General features: G+C 45.9%; 16 protein-coding genes. 2 read left to right on the top strand and 14 right to left on the bottom strand.

Annotation, left to right across the window (positions count from 1 at the left end):
* Window positions 1-104 precede the first annotated feature (104 nt).
* Complete coding sequence (locus tag AB4180_RS01675; protein WP_241909296.1) at window positions 105-3536, top strand: PAS domain-containing hybrid sensor histidine kinase/response regulator; 3432 nt, start codon at window positions 105-107, stop codon at window positions 3534-3536.
* 112 nt (window positions 3537-3648) lie between these two features.
* On the opposite strand, the gene AB4180_RS01670 is transcribed toward AB4180_RS01675, so the two are convergent.
* The 4 genes from AB4180_RS01670 to AB4180_RS01655 form a co-directional block, all read right to left on the bottom strand.
* Entirely contained in the window at window positions 3649-5034 is a 1386-nt protein-coding gene (locus tag AB4180_RS01670) for a lyase family protein (protein WP_102250550.1), read from the bottom strand.
* A 12-nt stretch (window positions 5035-5046) separates the two neighbouring features.
* Window positions 5047-5430 (bottom strand): hypothetical protein, encoded by a 384-nt coding sequence (locus AB4180_RS01665; RefSeq protein ID WP_102250551.1) that lies wholly within the window; start codon window positions 5428-5430, stop codon window positions 5047-5049.
* A gap of 198 nt (window positions 5431-5628) precedes the next feature.
* Window positions 5629-7332 carry a sodium:solute symporter family protein gene (locus AB4180_RS01660; RefSeq protein ID WP_012604980.1) on the bottom strand — a complete coding sequence of 568 codons (1704 nt, stop codon included), beginning with the start codon at window positions 7330-7332 and terminating at the stop codon, window positions 5629-5631.
* Window positions 7333-7342: 10 nt separating this feature from the next.
* A complete protein-coding gene (locus AB4180_RS01655) occupies window positions 7343-7609 on the bottom strand; it encodes a DUF4212 domain-containing protein (protein WP_009844701.1) in 267 nt (88 codons plus the stop codon).
* A 438-nt stretch (window positions 7610-8047) separates the two neighbouring features.
* Between AB4180_RS01655 and AB4180_RS01650 the strand changes: the two genes are divergently transcribed.
* Window positions 8048-9799, top strand: coding sequence for a potassium/proton antiporter (locus AB4180_RS01650; protein ID WP_102250552.1), 1752 nt, complete (start codon window positions 8048-8050; stop codon window positions 9797-9799).
* Here AB4180_RS01650 and AB4180_RS01645 read toward each other — a convergent pair.
* The 10 genes from AB4180_RS01645 to AB4180_RS01600 form a co-directional block, all read right to left on the bottom strand.
* Complete coding sequence (locus AB4180_RS01645) at window positions 9796-10425, bottom strand: response regulator transcription factor (RefSeq protein WP_012604978.1); 630 nt, start codon at window positions 10423-10425, stop codon at window positions 9796-9798. The two genes, AB4180_RS01650 and AB4180_RS01645, sit on opposite strands and share 4 nt — an antisense overlap.
* 212 nt (window positions 10426-10637) lie before the next feature.
* A complete protein-coding gene (locus AB4180_RS01640; protein WP_102250553.1) occupies window positions 10638-12503 on the bottom strand; it encodes a protein-disulfide reductase DsbD in 1866 nt (621 codons plus the stop codon).
* 175 nt (window positions 12504-12678) lie between these two features.
* On the bottom strand, window positions 12679-13167 hold the full coding sequence (locus AB4180_RS01635) for an arginine repressor (protein WP_102250554.1): 489 nt from the start codon (window positions 13165-13167) through the stop codon (window positions 12679-12681).
* A gap of 327 nt (window positions 13168-13494) precedes the next feature.
* A complete protein-coding gene (gene pyrI, locus AB4180_RS01630) occupies window positions 13495-13959 on the bottom strand; it encodes an aspartate carbamoyltransferase regulatory subunit (RefSeq protein ID WP_102250555.1) in 465 nt (154 codons plus the stop codon).
* Between the two features lie 15 nt (window positions 13960-13974).
* On the bottom strand, window positions 13975-14904 hold the full coding sequence (pyrB, locus tag AB4180_RS01625; RefSeq protein WP_004729720.1) for an aspartate carbamoyltransferase: 930 nt from the start codon (window positions 14902-14904) through the stop codon (window positions 13975-13977).
* Between the two features lie 499 nt (window positions 14905-15403).
* Window positions 15404-16414, bottom strand: a complete 1011-nt coding sequence (locus AB4180_RS01620) for an ornithine carbamoyltransferase (protein WP_009844707.1) — start codon at window positions 16412-16414, stop codon at window positions 15404-15406.
* 195 nt (window positions 16415-16609) lie between these two features.
* Complete coding sequence (gene arcC, locus AB4180_RS01615) at window positions 16610-17521, bottom strand: carbamate kinase (RefSeq protein WP_009844708.1); 912 nt, start codon at window positions 17519-17521, stop codon at window positions 16610-16612.
* Window positions 17522-17593: 72 nt separating this feature from the next.
* Entirely contained in the window at window positions 17594-18817 is a 1224-nt protein-coding gene (gene arcA, locus AB4180_RS01610) for an arginine deiminase (protein ID WP_009844709.1), read from the bottom strand.
* An 803-nt stretch (window positions 18818-19620) separates the two neighbouring features.
* Complete coding sequence (locus AB4180_RS01605) at window positions 19621-21069, bottom strand: YfcC family protein (RefSeq protein ID WP_012604975.1); 1449 nt, start codon at window positions 21067-21069, stop codon at window positions 19621-19623.
* A 510-nt stretch (window positions 21070-21579) separates the two neighbouring features.
* Entirely contained in the window at window positions 21580-22887 is a 1308-nt protein-coding gene (locus AB4180_RS01600; RefSeq protein WP_009844713.1) for an anaerobic C4-dicarboxylate transporter, read from the bottom strand.
* Between the last annotated feature and the right edge of the window lie 74 nt (window positions 22888-22961).

Here is a 22961-nt window from a genome sequence, read left to right as displayed (position 1 = left end):
AAGCACAGAATTTAAGCGATTCGATTGAGTTAATGACCCATCCTTAGTTAAATGAAACCTCTCCCTTATGGAGAGGTTTTTTTATGGATGAAAAAGGGTTTTTAATGCAAGGATGGATAGTAATTCCAGTCTCTTTAGCCTATTTGGGCGTGTTATTTCTGATCGCTTGGTATGGAGACAGGCAGGTTCGTTGGCTATCGCGTTGGCGCCCATGGATCTATAGTCTTTCGATTGCAGTGTATTGTACCTCTTGGACTTTCTATGGAACGGTCGGACAGGCGAGCAATAACCCATGGTCCTTTTTACCCATCTATCTCGCCCCCATTCTGGTCTTTACACTCGGGTGGCGGATCTTGGCGCGGTTGATCCTGATTGCAAAGCGTGAACACATCACTTCAATTGCCGACTTTATCGCGGCTCGTTATGGAAAATCTCAGGGCTTGGCTGTTGCCGTCACCGTGATTGCCGTGGTCGGTATTCTTCCTTATATCGCGCTACAGCTGCGTGGTATTACGATGGGGCTAGATATTGTTGCGCCAAACCTAGCGTCTGATTTCGGTTATCAGGATTATCACGTCTCTTGGTTTGTGGTCGGTGCTTTGGCCATTTTTACCATGCTGTTTGGTACTCGGCACATCGATAACACAGAGCATCACCGTGGCATGATGATGGCGGTGGCGTTTGAGTCAATTGTTAAGCTAGCGGCATTCCTGATTGTTGGCCTGTTTATTATCTACCTGGCGATGAGCAGTGACAAAATTGACTTGTTTGATGTGGCGGCTTCCACCTACGAATCGCCCAATATTCCGACCTTAATTATTCATACCGTTTTGACTATGTTGGCGATTGTCTGTCTGCCGCGCCAATTTCACACCATGGTGGTTGAGAACGAACGTCCTCAAGATTTGCATACCGCTCGCTGGTTGTTTCCACTTTATCTGATTTTAATGGGCCTGTTTGTGCTGCCAATTGCTTGGGCAGGACAGGGGTTGCTTACTGATATGCCAGCTGATACTTACGTGATCAGTGTACCAATGGCAGAAGGGGCGAATCACATTGCTTTGTTAGCTTTCCTCGGAGGTACTTCAGCGGCGAGTGGAATGGTGATTGTTTCGACCATCGCATTAGCGATCATGGTATCAAATGATTTAGTAATGCCATTGCTGCTGCGCCGTATGCGCCTAACTCAAAGAACCCATCGACATTTTTCTGGCATGTTGCTGGTGATTCGACGCGGGTTGATTTTACTTCTGTTATTGGGTGCTTGGCTGTTCTATCAAGCGCTCGATACCATTCACTCACTGTCGGCGATTGGCTTTCTTTCCTTTGCGGCGATTGCTCAATTCGCGCCAGCACTTATTGGTGGTTTGTACTGGCGTCCGGGCAACCGCAAGGGGGTCTATGTCGGCTTAATGGTGGGCTCGTTGATTTGGCTGATCACCCTGATGAGCCAAACCAGCATGCTGGCGGGCGATAGTGAAAGTAACCTTTTACTGTGGATTATCACGCCACCAGAGTTGTTCAACAGTTGGGAGATCAGCAGTTCAAACTGGGGGATTGTGCTGAGTATTTTGCTGAATACTTTGTGTTATGCCGTGGTTTCGATGGTGACCAGACCAAGCCTAAGTGAGCGTTTACAATCGGCTGCTTTTATTGGCACACCACTGCCAGAAAATGAGAACATCAGCCTCTATCAGAGCCGTGTGACGGTCGCTGAATTAGAGATGCTGGCGTCTCGTTTTGTGGGGCGTAAGCGTGCGAAAAGTGCCTTACAGAGTTATTGGCAACAGCACGGGCAGCCGCTACTTCCTAACCAACAAGCGCCCGCAAGCCTTATTCGACATGCAGAACGTGTGCTCGCTGGTGTATTCGGTGCATCTTCAGCTAAGTTAGTACTTACTTCGGCCTTGCAGGGCAGAAATATGCAGCTTGAGGAAGTTGCGACCATCGTTGATGAAGCCTCTGAACTGTACGATTTCAGCCGTGGTTTACTGCAAGGTGCGATTGAACATATTGGTCAAGGCATTGCAGTAATTGACAAACAAATGAGGCTGGTGGCGTGGAATCAACGTTACTTAGAACTGTTTGAGTTCCCTGCAGGCTTGATTCAGGTGGGTCGACCCATTTCAGATGTAATTCGTCACAATGCAGAGCAAGGTTTATGTGGCCCAGGCGACCCAGAAGATCACGTTCGCCGTCGTGTTTATCACCTTGAGCAAGGCACGCGACACACCTCATCTCGTATTCGTCCTGATGGTCGAGTGATTGAGGTGCAAGGTAACCCAATGCCAAGTGGTGGCTTCGTCATGAGCTTTACCGACATCACGGTATTCCGACAAGCAGAGCAAGCGCTAAAAGATGCCAATGAAAGCTTGGAATCGAGAGTCCATGAACGAACTCAAGAGCTCGAGAAGCTTAACCATCGTTTGGTAAAGGCGACGCAAATATCTGACCAAGAATCACAATCTAAGAGTCGTTTTCTTGCGGCTGTTAGTCACGATTTGATGCAGCCATTAAATGCTGCTCGCTTGTTTGCTTCTTCGCTATCTGAGGTCGCAAAAGAACAAGAGGAGAAGCAGCTTTCTTCTCATATCGAAAGTGCGTTGGGTGCGGCTGAAGATCTGATTGGCGACTTACTGGATATTTCGCGATTGGAGTCAGGAAAATTAGAAACCAACGTTCATGCGATTGCCGTGCATGATGTACTGACCAATTTGAATGCGGAATTTAGCGCTTTAGCGACACAGCAAAAAATACAGTTTCAGATGATTCCATCGTCACTGTTTATTCATTCTGACCCTAAGTTATTAAGACGAGTGATTCAGAACTTTTTAACGAATGCGTTTCGCTATAACCCTGAAGGAAAAGTGGTACTCGGTGCGAGACGAGTCAATGGTCAGGTACGAATTGATGTGTGGGATAACGGAACCGGTATCGATGAAGACAAGCAACAAGAGATCTTCGAAGAGTTTACGCGTGGCAGCCAAGTTCGTGCCGATCAAGGGTTGGGATTAGGGTTGGCTATCTCGAAAGGGATTGCTCATGTGCTTGGTCATCAAATATCGATGCGTTCATGGCCGGGAGAAGGCAGCGTCTTTTCCATCACCTTAGCGAGAGCAGAGCAGGTGGCTCCGGTTGTACAAGCTTCGACGCCAATGGCGACAAGCGACATCGAGCACCTGAAAATACTGTGTGTCGACAATGAGCGAGAAATTTTGGTCGGTATGGAGAACTTGATAGGGCGCTGGGGTTGTGAGGTTAAGACCGCCGTCGACTTAGTCGAAAGTTTGAAGTGTCTCGATGATGATTGGCAGCCGGATGTGATTTTCTCTGATTACCGTTTAGATAATGGCAGAACGGGGCTCGAAGTATTGCAGCAGTGTCGTTTACGCCTTGGAGATTCTTTTGAAGGGGTCATTATCAGTGCAGATAGAACCGATGACATGTTGGCAGCAATAAAAGCCAATAGCTTCAGCTTTATCGCTAAACCCGTCAAGCCGCTAAAACTCAGAGCGGTTCTAAATCGGGTGAGTTAATTAGGAATAATCAGCTCGAATTCCTAATTAATGAACGGATGTAAAAAAGGCCTCGGATGAGGCCTTTTTTGTTTCAGTAAGGATCGTTAATGCCTATTCGCTTTTTAACTAACTAGCCCGCAATACCACCCTGCGTCAGTGCGGTTGGATCAAGTAGCTTGCTAAGTTCTTCTCGGCTGAGATCCGTTTCTCTTTCGGCAACATCCAGAATTGGTAAGCCCTCTTTGTAGGCTTTCTTGGCGATGTCCGCTGCTTTTAGGTAGCCAATCACAGGGTTAAGTGCGGTCACCAGAATTGGATTCTTTGACAGTGCCAAATCGAGGTTGTCTTGGCGTACCGTGAAGGTGGAAATCGCTTTATCAGCCAGTGCGACTGAACTGTTTGCTAACAACTCTATACTTTCTAATACGTTATGAGCAATAACGGGCAGCATCACATTCAATTGGAAGTTACCCGATTGGCCTGCAATCGTAATGGTGGTGTCATTACCTATTACTTGAGCCGCCGCCATGGCTGCAGCTTCTGGAATTACAGGGTTTACCTTGCCAGGCATGATAGACGAACCCGGCTGTAGAGCCTGCAACTCAATTTCCCCTAAGCCAGCCAACGGCCCTGAATTCATCCAACGAAGATCGTTTGAGATCTTCATGATCGCTACTGCTGCAGTTTTGAGCTGACCTGACAGTGCAACGATCGCGTCTTGGCTGCTGAGGTCAAAAAAGAAGTTTTCACTCGAAGTAAAACTGATCTTTGTCGATTGAGACAGGTTGCTTGCAAACTTATCGGCAAAGCGTGGGTCGGCATTAATCCCGGTACCTACCGCTGTACCACCTTGAGCAAGCGCCTTGACTGCTGGCAAGCTGCTTTCTATCGCTTGCTTGGCATGTTCAATCTGATATTTCCAACCACCAAGCTCTTGAGCAAAGGTAATCGGCATTGCATCCATTAGATGAGTACGGCCAGTTTTGACTACCTCAGCAAGTTCATGCTGTTTTACGGTAAGCGCCACAGAAAGGTGGGTAAGCGCAGGCAGCAGCTTATTTTCTGCCATCAAAGCGACACTGACTTGGATTGCTGTTGGCACGACATCGTTACTGCTTTGTCCCATGTTTACGTGATCATTCGGGTTCACGTCTCCTTGCAGGCTTCTTGAAGCGAGTGTCGCAATCACTTCGTTGGCATTCATGTTGGAGCTTGTACCAGAACCGGTTTGGTAAACATCAATAGGGAATTGCTCGAGGTGTTTACCCTCAATGATCTCTTGGCTAGCTTCGGCTATCGCGTTGGCAATATCACCTTCTAATAAACCTAACTGAGCGTTGGTATCGGCGGCGGCCTGCTTAATCAGCGCCAGTGCTTGAATGAAACTGGCTGGCATCTTGTGCGAACTAAACGCGAAGTTATCCACGGCACGTTGAGTTTGTGCTTGATATAGCGCATCAGCAGGGACTTTAACTTCCCCCATGCTGTCTTTTTCAATCCGAAATTGTAGGGTCATCTTCTATCCTTGTTAGCCAAGTGGGGCTTGGACTTGTTGTAGTGTTTGGCTGAGATTCAAAAAACGCGCTTGGCCTTGAGGCTGCTGGCAGTAGTGGCGTTTCAAATAAAATAGTGGTGAGTGAATAGAGTCTAGGCAGATATGACGAAAGGCGAAACTGCGTTCTGGAGACTCAATCGCTTCTATCAAATGGAAGAAAACTTGGCGCAGGTACAGCTCGCACAACAAGATGTTTTCTTGGGCGGCATGCTTTTCATAGTAAGCGGAAAGCGTTAGTGCACACTCGATGTAGTCTCGAATCACAAACGGCTCATGGCCTTGAACTTGCTCTAATGAAGCAAAGCGATCTTGTGCTTTGTAAAACCTCGAATAAAGAACCTGCTGCTCTTTCATCATCTGCATCTCATTAATGAATGTTAATGATAATTATTATCAAGTGAGATTTTAAAAACAACCCTTTGTTTCTCTTTTTATAAAGTGAGTAGGAAAAGAAAAAGCCGATACATAAGTATCGGCTTTCTGGAGTCAGTACCTAATCCCTACAATGTAAGTACTGATTATTTTTTGCTAAACATCTTTGTTTCGTGGTCGTGCTTAGTGGTCGTGAGCTTCACCAGCACCTTTCGGGTAACGGATGTTCTCAACCATCTCTTGTACATCTTGTGGCACTTCAGCAGTTACTTTGTTTACAGCAATTGATACTACGAAGTTTAGACACATACCTAGCGTACCGATGCCTTCTGGGCTGATACCAAACCACCAGTTTTCCGGTGTGCTTGCTGCTGGGTTAATGAACTTGAAGTAGATGATGTAGCTTGCTGTGAAGGCAATACCTGACAACATACCTGCAATTGCGCCTTCCTTGTTCATCTTCTTGTAGAAGATACCTAGGATGATGGCAGGGAAGAAGGATGCTGCGGCTAAGCCGAAGGCAAACGCTACTACCTGAGCTACGAAGCCTGGCGGGTTAATACCCAAGTAACCTGCACCTACAATCGCGATCATGGCAGCTAAACGAGCGGCTAACAGCTCCTGCTTGTCGGTCATGTTTGGTCTAAAGCCTTTCTTCAACAAGTCATGTGAAATCGACGTTGAGATGACCAATAGCAGGCCTGCGGCTGTTGATAGTGCTGCGGCTAAGCCACCGGCTGCAAGCAGTGCGACAACCCAGTTTGGTAGTTTTGCTAGTTCTGGAGAGGCCAGTACGATGATGTCACGGTTAATCTTCATCTCGTTGCGTTCATCGCCCGAGTAGAACATTTTGCCATCGCCGTTCTTATCTTCCCAACCAACTAGGCCAGTGCTTTCCCAGTTTTTGTACCAGCTTGGTGCTTCTGCTGCTGCGACACCTTGCATGTCTGGGCCGTTAATCGTTTCGATCATGTTTACACGAGCGAAGGCTGCAACGCCTGGCGCTGTTGTGTATAGCAATGAGATGAACAGTAGTGCCCAACCCGCTGAGATACGAGCATCACGTACTTTTGGTACCGTGAAGAAACGAATGATTACGTGTGGAAGACCCGCAGTACCGACCATTAGAGCTGCACAGATGAAGAATACATCTACCATGCTCTTGTTACCTTCGGTATAGGCGGTAAATCCGAGCTCTTCGGTTAGTCCATCCAGTTTATCAAGTAGGTATACATCTGTACCTGATAGAGTCGAGCCCATACCAACTTGTGGAAGTGGGTTACCTGTCATCATGATTGAGGTAAAGATTGCTGGAACAAGGAAGGCGAAAATGAGGACACAGAATTGAGCTACCTGCGTATAAGTGATGCCTTTCATGCCACCAAGCACTGCGTAGAAGAACACAATACCCATACCAATGATGATGCCTAGGTTAATATCAACTTCTAGGAAACGAGAGAATACAACGCCAACACCACGCATCTGGCCTGCAACGTACGTAAATGATACGAAGATTGCACAGAATACCGCTACCATACGTGCTGTTTTCGAGTAGTAACGTTCACCGATGAAATCAGGAACCGTAAACTGACCGAACTTACGTAGGTAAGGTGCTAAACATAGCGCAAGTAGTACATAACCACCTGTCCAACCCATTAGGTAAACCGCACCGTCGTAACCAACGAATGATATGATACCTGCCATTGAGATGAATGATGCTGCCGACATCCAGTCAGCGGCTGTTGCCATGCCGTTTGCTACTGGGTGTACGCCGCCGCCAGCAACGTAGAATTCACTCGTTGTTCCAGCGCGAGCCCAGATTGCGATGCCGATATAGACTGCGAAAGTAATACCGACGAGAATAAACGTCCAAGTTTGAATATCCATGTTCTAGCCTCTAGTCTTCCTGTACGTTGTATTTTTTGTCCAGCTTATTCATGCGAACAACGTAAATAAATATCAACGCCACGAAGGTATAAATTGAACCTTGCTGAGCGAACCAAAAACCTAGCTTAAATCCGCCAAATTGAATGGTATTTAGGACATCCACAAATAAGATGCCAGCGCCATAAGACACCACAAACCAGACTGCGAGCAGTGTTCCCATTATTCCCAAGTTTTCCTTCCAGTAGGCTTGAGCATGTTCCGTAGATTCGAACGCCATTGCCTTCTCCTTTAATTCCGTTTTCGTAGAAACCGTTTCTGTAGAAATTGCCGTGTTAACGTAATGTTACGATTTAGAATGTAGCAAGGATAAGTCAAGGGATCTGTGCAACTTTAGTCGGGACGCTATTAGCGCTAATGTACTGAAATATGGGAGCTAGGAGACAGAACCATAGAAAAACGTGATGTTGCAATGATGTTAAATTAGCCAAAGGTCTAACAAAAAGGGATGAATTAGAGTGCGAGTCATAAAATTTAACAACTAAATGACTGAGAAACGGTATTTAGTCCTGCCTATGACACGAAGCGAAACATAAGTTTGTTATAGTAACTACGGTACTTTCACCGGCCGTGACTTGCTTAACGGCAGAAGATCAACAAGCTAGTGGCAAAAGATCAACAGGCTTAAAGCTCGAGTTTTATTCTTTGGGGGAACGAATTGGACGCAATAACCATTAATCACTTATTTTTGACTGGTGCCGTACTCATCGCCATCAGTGTACTTTTCTCACAAGTGTCCTCTCGATTGGGCGTTCCGATTCTTTTAATCTTTTTGTTCGTTGGTATGTTGGCGGGCGAAGATGGCCCCGGTGGCATTAATTTCAATGATTACTCGCTGACCTACTTGGTGAGTAACCTTGCGCTGGCTGTGATCCTGCTTGATGGTGGTATGCGAACCAAGGTCGCGAGCTTCAAGGTCGCTTTTTGGCCGTCGCTCTCGCTGGCGACGATAGGTGTCGCATGTACTGCAACCCTAACGGGCTTAATGGCGGCTTGGCTGTTCGATCTGTCATTGATGCAGGGTATCTTAGTTGGTGCGATTGTGGGTTCGACTGATGCCGCTGCGGTATTTTCTTTGTTGAAAGGGCAGAGCCTCAATGAACGTGTTGGTTCAACCCTAGAGATCGAATCCGGTACCAATGACCCAATGGCTGTTTTCCTGACAGTGACTTTAATTGCGCTACTGGGCACCCCAGATGCCGAGATGGGAATGAACTTCCTACTCAAAAGCTTCGCGATGCAGTTTGGTATCGGCACCCTTGTTGGTATTGGTGGCGGTTGGGTTCTATGGAGTCTAATTAACCGAGTGCAGCTGGCCGATGGCCTTTACTCGATTCTGGTGCTCAGCGGGGGCGTGGCTCTGTTTGCGTTCTCTAACATGCTTGGTGGTAGTGGCATCTTATCGATTTACCTAGTCGGCCTGTTTATTGGTAATCGTCCAACTCGCTCTCGACACTCTATCCTTAATGTTCTTGATGGCATGACGTGGCTAAGCCAGATCGTGATGTTCTTGGTGCTGGGGCTATTGGTTACACCATCGACATTGATGGACATTGCACTTCCTGCGTTAGCATTGGCTTTCGGTATGATCTTGTTTGCTCGCCCGTTGTCTGTTTGGTTGGGTTTACTGCCGTTCAGAAGCTTTACCACCAAGGAGCGCTGGTTTGTCTCTTGGGTCGGTTTACGTGGTGCAGTGCCGATCATTTTGGCGGTTTTTCCGATGATGGCTGGCCTGCCAAATGCCCAACTTTACTTCAACATCGCCTTCTTCGTGGTTATGGTTTCGCTGATTGTTCAGGGCGGTAGCTTGATGAAAGTTGCGAGGTTGGCTCAGGTGACCTTACCACCCACACCAACCCCAATTTCTCGTACCGGCATGGAGATTTATCCGACCAGTGAGTGGGAGATGTTTGTCTACAAGTTGAAAGAGGAAAAGTGGTGTGTTGGTGAACCGCTTAAGCGTTTGTCTATGCCTGAAGGGACGCGAATTACGGCACTGTTTAGAAAAGATGCTTTGCTTCACCCATCGGGCAGCACTGTGTTAGAGGCGAACGATATTCTCTGTGTGCTTGGTCAAGATAAAGACCTAGATAGCTTAAGTGCGCTATTCAGTGAGGCTCCTCTAGCTGAAGAGGCCGCCCGATTCTTTGGTGATTTCTTCTTGGATGTTGAACTATCGGTTGCAGCGGTCAGTGATTGTTATGGTATTGAACTGGGCTCGGAAGAAGAGCGAGAAATGACGCTAAAACAATTGGCTGAGCGAGAGCTTGGTGCCCACCCGGTATTAGGCGATAGTTTTGTGTGGCATGACATTACTTGGGTGGTTGCAGAGATAGATGATCATAAAGTCGTCAGGTTGGGTTTATGTTTACCAAAGACGACTTTAGAAGAGGATATAAGCGAAGCTTAGTTGTGGACTTCTTGTAGCAAGATAACTGCTTGAGTTCGGTTTTTCACATCCAGTTTACGGAAGATGGCTGTCATATGTGCCTTGATGGTCGCTTCCGAAACATTCAATTCATACGCGATTTGCTTGTTCAGCAGGCCGTCTGAAAGCATCCCTAACACCTTGTATTGCTGAGGCGTCAATGTGGAAAGCTTTTCCGCAAGGTCGCTACAGGCTGCATTGTTGGTGATAAGCCCTTCAGGGAAGAACGGGTCGCCATTCAGCACTTGATTCAGTGCACTGACCAATTCACGCATATCACTCGACTTAGGAATGAAGCCAAAGGCACCATGGCTCTTCACTTGAGTGACAACGCTGGCATCCTCGCTGGCTGAGATCACCACAATCGGTAAATCTGGGTATTCAGCACGCAGTTGAATTAGGCCAGACATCCCGTTTGCTCCCGGCATTTTAAGGTCGAGAAGCAACAGGTCTGGTTCATCTTCTTTTTTTAGCAGAGTCAGTAAGGCATCGAGGGAATCAGCCTCAAGCAGGTTCGCACCACTGATAGCCATATGAACTGACTGAAACAGGGCGTTGCGAAAGAGAGGGTGGTCATCAGCAATGATGATGGTATAGGTCGAGTCCATGACGTTCATACTTTTAACAATTTAGTTAATATTTATTATCATCCTGATTGAGTATGTGGACAATATTTATACATTAAAAGTCTGAACCATATCGACTTTTATCCCCAGAATAAGAAAGCGTTACTCTGAATAACAAAAAAGCCGCACTGCCATCTCGTTACGGAGGGGCAGTGCGGCTTTCGTTAGTGCTTGTATTTAGACGAATGTCGTCGCTATAGCTGGTGGTCTTGCATGTGTTTTAAGAATACATCGGCAGGCATAAAGCCCGTCACACGAGCATTTGGAACATGGTTACCCTCGCCATCCCAGAACTCTATGGTTGGCAACCCGAGTACCTGCAATTGTTTAAGCAGTTCAATGTCTTGAGGCATGTTTCTCGTTACGTCAGCCTGAAGCAGGACGAAATCAGAAAGCTTGTTCTCAACATCTGCTTGGTGGAAGGTGTACTTCTCAAACTCTTTACATGCCACACACCAATCGGCGTAGAAATCGAGCATCACTGGTTTGCCGAGTTTCTTGGCTTCGATGAGCTGGATTTCTAACTCTTCAACCGTGTTGACGCGGGCAAATTGGATTTGTTGCTCAACCACAACGCTCTTTTCTGCGAACCAGTAATTGAGTGCAGGTTGAGCTGATGCGAACAGGCCAAGCATCGCGATGATACCTACAGCGCTCTGTTTCCAACCACCGAATGGCAGTGCATTCTTGCTGTGGTAAAGCCAACCAAAGGCGATGAACCCAAGACCAGACCAAAGTACCGTTGCCCACAATTCAGGAATAATTCGCTCTAGCAGGAAGATAGGCGCTGCCAGCAAGATAAAGCCGAATACGATCTTCACCTTGTCCATCCAGCTGCCTGCTTTTGGTAGTAGCTTATTACCAAACACCGCAACCAAGATCAGCGGAATACCCATACCCATCGCTAACGCATACAGAGCGATCGCTCCGGTTAATAGGTCGCCACTTTGAGCCACATACAATAACGCGCCTGACAGTGGCGCTGTGGTACAAGGTGAACACACCAAGCCAGAGATAGCGCCCATTGCGAACACGCCCAAGGTATTACCACCTTGTTGTTTGTTGCTTTGGTTATTAAGCCAAGTTTGGATACTGCTTGGCAGTTGTAGGTTATAAACGCCGAACATCGACATCGCCAACGTCACGAACAGAACACTCAGCGCGATTAATACGTAAGGGTGTTGCATCGCAGCTTGGAACTGCATGCCAGCTGAAGCAACCACTAAACCCAATAAGGTGTAGGTCAGCGCCATGCCTTGCACGTAGATGAAGGACAGCATCAGCGCACGACCTTGGCTGAGCTTGCCGCCGCCTAATACGATACCGGTTAGGATTGGGTACATAGGCAGAACACACGGCGTAAAGGCTAAGCCAACACCGAGAGCTAAGAATAATAGTGGCGTCCACCAACTGTCACCCAGCTTATCGGCTAAGCCTGCTTCTTTTGAAACGGGAGCATTGGTTTGTTGAGTGATATTGCTTGCTGCGTCAGCGGTAGGAGAAGAGGCTTGTACTGAATTGTCAGCTTCACCAGCAGCATCAGAAGAACCTTGTAAAGCACCACTGTTTTGCACATCACTGCTTTTCATATCCCCAGAACTCGTCGCAGTAAACGGTTCAATGTCGATTACTCGGATCTCTGGTGGGTAACAGAAACCAGCATCTGCACAGCCTTGATACTTAACGATCAGCTGTGAGCCATTTTGGTAACTCTGTAGAGGAACTTGCACGAATAACGGCTGAGTATAGATGCTCACCTCACCGAAGAATTCATCTTGGTGTGGTTGGCCATTTTCCATTTCAACATTGCCGATAGTGAGATTTTGGCCAGTGAACGAGAGGCTATGTTGATAGAGGTAGTAGCCCTCTTTTACTTGCCAGTCGAGAAGGACCTTGCCGTCTTGCTGGTAGTAATTGAAAGGGAAAGCTTGGTCTACAGGGACAAAACCGTTGTTATTGCCTCCGAAGCTTGGCTCGGCGTTGTCGTTTCCAAAAAGCGCCCACGCAGGCTGGGTGAACAGGGAAACACAAACAAAAAGTAATGTGGCAAGTCGTCGCATACTATTTAGTCATCAAAATGGAGTTGAAGGTATCTTAACTCAATCAGACCGTAATAGTTTGTGATTAGTTTCATCGGTAAACAAATATCCCCTAAGGCGGGTGGGCTATTTTCTGGGGCAGTCGAGAGAGTGTCAGTCGCTCAACATGAGTTGTCAGCTTTTGCCAATAAGACATTTAAGCCACTCCTAAGCGTGCTCTTACTACTTGTTCGCAAGCATCTATATTCGTGGTGTCTTTCGGAATAATTAGCACGGTGTCATTGCCGCCAACCGTACCGATAATCTCGGTATGTGGGTCGATATCGACTAATCTTGCGACCAACTGTGCGCAACCAGGGTTTGTTTTTACGATCACCATCGCTTGGTTGTGAGTAATTAATTCGATTTGTGATGAGATTGACGCATCGACACGCACAGGCGCGCTTTCAACCGTGATGCAGTAAACCTTTTTACCACAGGCATTCTGGATTTTGACAACACCGAGTTGTGACAAAATACGAGACACAGTCGACTGGCTAATGCCTGTATAACCAATGTCGACGAGTTTCTCTCGCAGCTGGTTCTGGGTCGAGAAGCTTTGCTGTTGTAGTAAGCGTTTGCACGCTGCGGTCAGTGTTTTATCTTCAGCTGAATACAAGCAATCGTGCTCAGTGATTTGGTTCATGAACAACTCCTTAAGGTCAACGTGTTGATATCGCTTGTCCATAGCGCAGAACGCACTCCCAAAGCCGTAGAGTACGATTGTTAATTAGGGCTTACCGATGAATCCCGAAATAAATAGGAAGGGTATGCGTGATGTATGATCTTCTATTCATCCAGTCTACCACTAAAGAATAGTTATCTTTTTGAAGGTGATCACCAAAAAAAATTCTGGTTATTTGCTTTTTTTGTGGAGTTTTATTCTTTAGGTAAGTGGATATTTATTCCGGGTTAGGAATAAATATCCATGTAGTTTGAGCGGTTTCTTTTACGAAGGTAAGAGCGCTAAGGGCTAGCGGATTTCACTCATGATCTCGCGGGAGAATACTTTTTCACAATAGTGACATTTTAGTTGGACGTTTTCGTGTTTTAGCTGCACTTTAAAGCTACTTTCAACGGGTTCACCGTGCGAAATACAGTTGCTATTCGGGCAAGAGAACACACTGTTGATTTGGTCTGGCAGTACTAATGTTAGCTTATTAACCACCTTGTACTCTTCAATCTGATTTACCGTCGCTTGCGGCGCATACAGAGCCAATTGGTTGGCTTGTTCCTTGGTCAGAAAGATGTTCTCAATCTTGATCAGATCTTTATGACCAAGCGCAGATGATGGCAGATTCAATCCCATGGTGATGCGTTGTTCTGTTTTGTGTAGCTTAAACAGTTTAAGGATTTTGATACCAAGATGAGCAGGGATGTGGTCAATCACGCTGCCGTTACGGATCGCTTCTACTTGTAGCTGAGTTTGTTTAACCATGACTGTTTCTCCTGCTTATAAAGTGTCGTTAAGAACTAGGGCCAATAGGGCTTCGCGAGCGTATACACCGTTTTCAGCTTGTTCAAAGTAATAAGCGTGTGGCGTTTTATCTACGTCGGTTGTGATTTCATCGACGCGTGGTAATGGGTGAAGCACCTTCATGTTCTGGCGTGCATCTTTCAAGGTATCGGCCGTTAGAATGTAAGCCGACTTCATGTGCGCGTATTCTGACGCATCAAAGCGCTCTTTCTGTACGCGAGTCATGTACAGGACGTCCAATTCAGGCACCACTTCTTCAATGCTGCTGTGGGTGCTGTATTGGATGCCCATCTCTTCCAATTCTTCACAGATGTAATCAGGCATCGCTAACACTTCTGGCGCGATAAAGAAGAAACGCACGTTATTGAATTTTGATAGTGCTTGCGTCAAAGAGTGTACGGTACGGCCATATTTTAGGTCGCCGACGAAAGCCACATTGAGGTTATCGAGCGTGCCTTGCGTTTCGTAAATCGAGAACAGATCCAATAAGGTTTGCGTTGGGTGTTGGTTTGCACCGTCGCCACCATTCACAATTGGCACACCGTTAGAAAATTCAGAGGCCAAACGTGCTGCGCCTTCTTGTGGGTGACGCATCACAAAGGCATCCACGTAAGATGAAATAACTTGAACGGAATCGGCAAGTGTTTCGCCTTTTTTCGCCAGCGATGTGTTGCCGCCATTATCAAAGCCGATGACTGTGCCGCCAAGGCGTTGAACTGCGGTTTCAAATGAGAGGCGAGTTCGAGTTGAAGGCTCAAAGAAGCAGCTCGCAACGACTTTATTTTTCAGCAGCTCAGGGTTTGGTTCTGCTTTGAGTCTTGCTGCAGTATCGACGATAAGCTCCAGTTCATCACGAGATAGCTCTGGAATGGAGATGATGTGCTTGTTAAATAACGAATGCGCCATAACGGGTCTTCCTTTTTCTATGCATACAGTCAAATTGCGGACAAAAAAAAGCCCCCTAAAAATAGGAGGCTTCGAAATGATCAATAGAGCAAAATAAAAATGACACCAACGCCGTTCTAAGGCGTATTGGCTGACAATCATGTGCGAAAAAATTGCGGTTCATTTTTTGCTCTCTTAAGACAAATTGCGGAGGATTATACTCAGATAAAAAGGCCATGCAATACTTTCTGTAAAGTATTCATTTAATGGATTTTTATGCGAGATTACGTCCATTTTGAACTCCCATTTAAGTCTTTGTTGGGGCTAAGACTTACAGGGTTTTCCAGGAAATTATCTCTTCAATCGCATGAAAAAAAATGCGAGTTTTATTCAAGGTCAAAATCCCAAGAACGCCACCCGCATTTCCCTGTCATTGCACTTAACTTATCAACGTATTTCGAACAAGTGAGTGCCTAGCTTCTTAATTTTTAAAGTCTTAACTGTTTAGTTTCTTAGGTAATTAGCTGCCTAATGTCGCAACCATTACTGCTTTGATGGTGTGCATGCGGTTTTCTGCTTCATCGAACACGATAGAGTATTCAGACTCAACCACTTCATCCGTCACTTCTACGCCATCTTTAAGCTGCGGATATTCAGCAGCAAGCTGTTTGCCGACAGTTGTATCTTCGCCGTGGAAAGCAGGTAGGCAGTGCATGAATTTCACATGTGGGTTGCCTGTTGCTTTGATCATGTCCATGTTGACTTGGTAAGGCATCATTAGGTTGATACGCTCAGCCCATGCTTCTTTCGCTTCGCCCATTGATACCCAAACGTCGGTATATAGGAAGTCACAACCTTGCACGCCTTCTTGAACATCTTCTGTTAGCGTGATTTTGCCGCCAGTGTGTTCTGCGATTTCACGACATTGAGCTAATAGCTCTTCTTCTGGCCAGAATTGTTTTGGAGCAACAAGGCGAATGTCCATGCCCATTTTCGCAGCGCCAACCATTAGAGAGTTACCCATGTTATTGCGAGCATCACCTAGGTAAGCAAACTTGATTTCATGCAGTTGCTTGCCACGGCCGTATTCCGTCATAGTTAGGAAGTCAGCTAGGATTTGTGTTGGGTGGAATTCGTCAGTCAGGCCATTCCATACAGGAACGCCAGCGTAAGCGCCTAGCTCTTCAACGATTTCTTGACCAAAGCCGCGGTATTCGATGCCATCGTACATACGGCCTAGAACGCGAGCGGTGTCTTTCATTGATTCTTTGTGGCCAATTTGAGAGCCAGATGGGCCTAAGTAAGAAACTCGAGCACCTTGGTCGAATGCTGCTACTTCGAATGCACAGCGAGTACGAGTTGAGGTTTTTTCAAAGATAAGCGCAATGTTTTTGCCAGTCAGTGTTGGCTGTTCGTAACCGTTGTACTTCGCTTTTTTTAGCTCCATAGAAAGATCTAACAAGTGTTGAATTTCGCGTGGAGTGAAATCTAGTAGTTTTAGGAAGTTACGATTGCGTAGGTTAAAAGCCATGATGTATTCCTTCTTAGATTTAGGCGCTTCCTTGTTACAGGGAAATAAAATTCAAGAAAGCGCGATTCAATTTTTAGTTAAAGTTGTTCGGTTTTGTTTGTTTCGTTTGATTCTGTTTTCGCAAGATTTAAAAGCTTTCAAGACTTAAGCTTCTCAAGCTTTAAGTTTTTCAAGATGATAAAGCTCGCTAGTGCATTAACCTTTGGTGATATTGGTGCCCGCTTGGCCTTGCAGGATTTGCAAACCATCTTCGAGTGCGCCGATACCCACTACTTTGCCGCCTTGCTGAATGAACTCGCACGATGCTTCAATTTTTGGCCCCATTGAGCCTGCATCAAATGTAAACTTCGCCAATTCACTTGGTGTAGTACTGCGCAGTGCGTGTTGAGTCGGTTTGCCCCAATCAAGATAAACAGCGTCAGCATCGGTCAGAATAAGTAGTGCATCCGCATCCAATTGTTTCGCCAAGAAAGCCGCTGACATGTCTTTGTCGATAACCGCTTCAACGCCGACTAATTTGCCATTTTCTTTTTTCACTGGGATGCCACCACCGCCAGTGCAAATTACGAGGTGACCTGCATCGATAAGTTGAGTGATCGCTTCGTGTTCAACAATGCCAGTAGGGCGTGGGCTTGGCACTACTCGACGGAAATGTTGCCCGTCTGGTTTGACGATCCAGTGGAATTTCTCCGCTAACTCACGTGCTTCTGCTTCTTCGTAGATCGGGCCAATTGGCTTAGTTGGATCTGCGAATGCAGGATCGTTTGGATCAACGGTCATTTGCGTCAACATGCATGAGATGTTGCGGTCAGGCAGGTAGTTTTTGAACTCTTGCATTAGCATGTAGCCGATCATGCCTTGAGTCTCACTGCCCAATACATCCAATGGATACGGGTTTACTTTTTTGTACTCCAAACCTTGCAGAGCAAGTAAGCCAACTTGTGGACCATTACCGTGCACTAGAACCACGTTGTACACTTTCGCGATTTCAGAGATGGTTTTAACAGCCGTTTCAATATTACGGCGTTGAACATCGGCTTCTAACGGCTCACCGCGACGAAGTAGGGCATTACCGCCGAGTGCAACAACAACAGTTTGCTTAGTCATAATTGTGTTCTCTCATTTTGGCCAAGTTGAGATTATTTAAGATCGTTCAACTTGGCCGTTTCGTCTTAGTGATTAGATACCATCACGCTCAATTGGGCAGCTCATGCAGCGTGCACCACCGCGACCGCGACCAAGTTCGTCTCCTGGAATCGGAAGAACCGTGATGCCTGCTTTGTCGTATTTTTCGTTGGTGTATGTGTTGCCTTCGTAGCCAATAACGACGCCAGGTTTAACCGTTAGAACGTTGTTTGCATCGTTCCACTGTTCACGTTCTGCATGGAAGTTGTCGCCACCCGTTGTGATTAGGTTTAGCTTGTCTACGCCAAGTGCTTTTTCGATAGCTGTTACGAAGTAGCCTTCTTCCTTCACTTTCACTGCGCCTGACTCATCGCCAGTTAGGTTCCAGCACTGCACGTCTTTACTTACCACTTCAGGGTAAACAGAGAACGTATCTTCGTTCATGTGAGTCATCACGGTGTCTAAGTGCATGCAAGAACGGTGTTTTGGTAGCTGCATTGCGATAACTTGTGTCGCTTGACCGTGTTTGAATAGGCTAGACGCTAAGTGTTCAACACCTTGTGCTGTTGTACGCTCAGACATACCGATAAGAACCGCGCCACGGCCGAGAACAAGAACGTCACCACCTTCGATTGTTGAGTTGTCGTAGTTGATGTTTTCTTCATCACCGAAGTATTTAATGAAGTCTTCGCCTGCGAATGTTGGGTGCCAGCGGTAAATAGCGCGAACGTGGTTTGTTTCACGTTGACGAGCAGGTTTCGCCATCGGGTTGATAGATACGCCACCGTATACCCAGCAAGATGTGTCACGAGTAAATAGGTGGTTTGGTAGAGGTTCGATAATGAAGTCAGTTGGGGCGTGCATGCCTTGCATCATTGAAGATGATTTCATTGGCATTTCAGCGTAAGACAGACCGCCCGTTAGGATTTTTGCTAGCTCTAAGTTTGGTAAGTCGCCCAAGTAGCAGCGCACGTCATTGGCGAATGTTTTACCCAAACGGTAATCAGATACCTGGCAGCTTAGTAGCCAGTCTTTCGCTTCTGGCACTGCTAGTGTGTCTGCTAGTAGGTCAGTAAGAAGAAGAACTTCAACACCCTGATCACGTAGCGTTTTAGTAAATGCGTCATGCTCTTTACCTGCGCGCTCAACAGCCAGTACGTCATCAAATAGTAAATCGTGACAGTTAGAGGGTGTTAGGTGAGTCAGTGCGCGTCTTGGGCGGTGAACTAGAACGCGGCGCAATTGACCTATTTCAGAACCTACATAGAACTTACTCATGATCGTCTCTCTCTTATATATTTGAATTACTTTTATCGCTAAGAGTAATTATTTATTTTCAGTGGAGAATAATGAATTTTTTATTCATATCTCTTGTCTGGAATTAATATTACGCCTGCTAGTCAGGTATTCTTAGAGCTCTATCACAAATCGTTTTTTATCCCGCAGCCCTTTAAAATTAAGGGTTTTAACAAACTTTATGCACTTTTAGTCATGACGATTACATTCTAAATAGTTAGCTGTTAGGGAACTTTATGCACGCTTTTTTGATGAGCCTGCCTAGAATCAAAATTGTTAGGGATTATATGCATAATAGTTTTATTGATAAGAATGTACTTAGCTTGGAAGTATGCAAAGTTTCTATTTAGATATTTAATTTTGGATGTGAAATTAATTATTTATTAACAAAGTAAATGCGAATAAAGCTGTTGTGGTCACACTTTAAAATTGGTTTTTTTAAGCCAGTTTTCTATAAAAATAGCTTTTATTTTCCCTTTGGTTATTACAAGGTGAATAACTTTAAATATAATTAACGTTAATAAATGACTAAATATCTTTATAAGCATAATGGAGAGGAATGGATTATTTTTTATTAGCCTTAACATCAATATTAAAACGTTGATTTACGCTTTGTCGAAGGTGTCCTTGGGTTGTTTAAGGTTGGCTGATGAGGTTGGCTATAGAGAGGCTTTAAATAGAGTGTGTGCAGCTCGTTAGGTTGTTTTGGGGACTGGTTCTGAGGGAGATAGCAATAAAAAAGCCGCTAAGAAAGCGGCTTTGAACGAGAAGCTGGTGTGTAGGTTTTAGATAAGCGCACCAATACTTAGTACAACGATGCAGAACACCATCAAGATTCCGATTAATGGCATCACCCATTTAACCCAGCGCACGTAAGGGACACGAGCAATCGCCAAGCCGCCCATTACCACTGCAGAGGTTGGAGTGATTAAGTTGACCAAGCCAGATGCAGATTGGTAAGCGGTGATAACAAGGTCACGACCTACGCCAGCAAAATCGGCTAATGGCGCCATGATTGGCATAGTCAGCACTGCTAGACCAGAGGTCGAAGGTACTAAGAATGACAGTAGAATTTCTAAGAAGAACATCACGTTAATGAAGACAACTGAAGAAAGGCCAGTCACCATTTGTTCTGCTGAGAAAAGAATAGTGTCGGTGATCATACCGCGGTCCATTACGACTACGATACCACGTGCGATACCTATGATAAGCGCAACGCCCAGTAGGTCTCGAGCACCGTCAATGAAGCTAGTTGTGAACTCTTCCTCGCTCATGCGAGACACAATACCGACAATAATAGTCGCAGCTAAGAACATCGCGGAGATCTCTGCCATCCACCATCCAGCAACGGATACACCGTAAATCATCACAGCGAAAGAGCCACCAAAAATGGCCAGGATCAGTTTGCGAGTCGCGGTGAACTCCAGTTTTTCACCACTTGCGTTGCCAAGGAAGTGCGCTTTGTTCTCTTCGTATTTGTCGTAAACAATCGATGTTGTTGGATCGGCTTGTACCATTCTTGCGTAGCGCATGACGTAGGCGACACAGATACCCCAACCAATAATCAGCATTCCAATACGCAGCGCGATACCGTCGGTAAATGGAATACCAGAGGCGTTGGCAGCAATAACGGTCGCGAATGGGTTAATGGTAGAGCCTAGCACCCCAATCCCTGCGCCAAGCAATACCGTCGCAGCCGCAACTAGAGGGTCAAAGCGAGCTGCCATCATTACTGGCACTAGTAATGTATAGAATGGCAGTGATTCTTCCGCCATGCCGTAGACGGTACCGCCAGCGGCAAACAGTGCCATCAGTATCGGTATCATCAACTCTTCTCGCCCTTCTAAGCGGGCGGTAACGCGCTCGATGCCAGCATCAATGGCACCTGTTTTGGTTACTAGTCCTAAGAAGCCACCAATGATTAAGATGAACAGCGAAACGTCGATAGCCGCGGCTTCATAGCTATTGTGGTCGTAGAAGCCATCAATAGGCGCTAGCAGTACATCAATCACGCCTTGAGGGTTACCTTCTACCGCTTGATAGGTTCCGGTTACGGGTACTTCTCGGCCTAGCTCTTCATTCATTGCACGGTCGTATTGGCCTGCTGGAACAATCCAGGTAAGCAGCGCGACGAACGCAATCAGAATAAATAGAATGGTGTAGGCAGAAGGAAATTTAAAGTTGGCAAAGAAGCCGCCCTTTTTTTTCTCGCTTGGTATCGTTTGAGTTGTCATGGCTATCTCCTTACATCATCTTAAATAGAAGTGATGTGAATTAGCGACTAATGATTTATAGATTGTAAATACACGGACACTTATAAAGCACTCAACGATATAAAGTTGCTGACTTTAAATTAAGGTTGTTTTTATATTTACCAATCCAAATGAAGTTAGATTTAATTTAGCTGCGGTTATTTTATTCCTTACGTCAGTATTTAAGTTTGGTGCTGTTCACAAAAATAATGGCTAATGAAAGGGCTGAAAAATGGCAGAAAATTGGCAAGGTTTTTTGGTTAGTTAGCTTGGATTAATATTCGATGGGGATGACGGTAAATCAAAGGGAGATTGACTGGGTAGGCATTCCTAATTAATGGCCTGAATAATCCTGGAATTTTATTCAAACTTTATTTTTAGTTGGTTTTTGAATTTTATAACGGTTATTTGACGTGTATCAAATAACACATTGAGCAGAAAACAAAAAAGGAAGCCGAAGCTTCCTTTTTTAGTTTAGAACATTAGTGATTACTAGATGAATAGGCCGCCAAATGCGAAGCCGAGTGCAACCGCTGTACTGATTGTTACCACACCAGGAATGAAGAATGGGTGATTAAATACGTACTTACCAATACGCGTTGAGCCTGTGTCATCCATCTCAACCGCTGCCAGTAGCGTAGGGTAAGTTGGAAGTACGAACAGTGCACTTACTGCAGCAAAAGAAGCCACGGCTGTTAGTGGTGCTACGCCAATCGCTAGAGCTGCAGGCATTAGTGCAACTGTTGTTGCGCCTTGAGAGTAAAGCAGCATAGAAGCGAAGAACAAAACAAGAGCCAGCATCCATGGGTAGTCAGCCAGTAGAGCACCTGCTACGTCTTTGATCTCAGCAACGTGTGCGTTTACAAACGTTGAACCTAACCAAGCTACACCAAGTACACAAACACACGCTGTCATACCAGAGCGGAATGTTGGCGCTGAAGAAATCTTCGCAGCATCAATCTTAGTGAACATCACGATAGCCGCTGCTGCTGCTAGCATCACAGACATGATCGCTTCGTTACGACCAAGCGCTGGGTTTTCAATTAGGCCAACAGAGCTAGAGATAGCCGCTGCGTAGCAAACCACGAAACCAATCGCTGCTAGGAAGATGTACGTTGCTCTCTTCGCTGTTGGTAGAATTTCACGTTTCTCTTCTGTCGCCAGTTTGATTAGACCTTTCTCTAGACGTTCTTGGTAAACAGGATCGTCTTTCAGTTCGCTACCCATGTAGTTAGCAACAACCGCACCAACCATACAAGCGATGAAGGTTGTTGGGATACAAACCATCAATAGCGTTAGGTAATCAACACCAAAGGGTGCCAGCATTGCTGCGAAAGCGACAACGGCAGCCGAGATTGGCGAAGCTGTGATAGCAATTTGAGAGGCTACAACTGCGATAGACAGTGGACGAGAAGGACGAACACCTTGGCCTTTCGCTACTTCTGCGATTACAGGAAGCGTAGAGAATGCTGTGTGACCAGTACCGGCCATTAGTGTCATTACAAAGGTCACAATCGGCGCGTAAAAGGTGATGCGTTCAGGGTGTTTACGCAAAAAGTTTTCTGCAATTTGTACCAACCAGTCCATACCGCCAGCAACCTGCATAGCAGCAATTGCGGTGATAACCGACATGATGATCAAGATTACGTCGATCGGGATGAAAGACTGGCTTGTCGGAACGCCAAGAATCAGTGAAAGGGCAATAACACCAGCACCACCGGCAAAACCAATACCGATACCGCCAATTCTGGCCCCCAAAAAGATAAAGAGCAGGACGACAAATAGTTCTACTGCAATCATAAGTAACACCTCATTTTAGATTTTATTATGTGAACATTCGCCGCTGGAATGTTCACATAATAGTTCTATGGTTT

The sequence above is a fragment of the Vibrio sp. 10N.286.49.C3 genome (assembly GCF_041469545.1).
GTDB lineage: Bacteria > Pseudomonadota > Gammaproteobacteria > Enterobacterales > Vibrionaceae > Vibrio > Vibrio tasmaniensis_A.
This window is presented reverse-complemented; position numbering and strand designations above follow the sequence as displayed.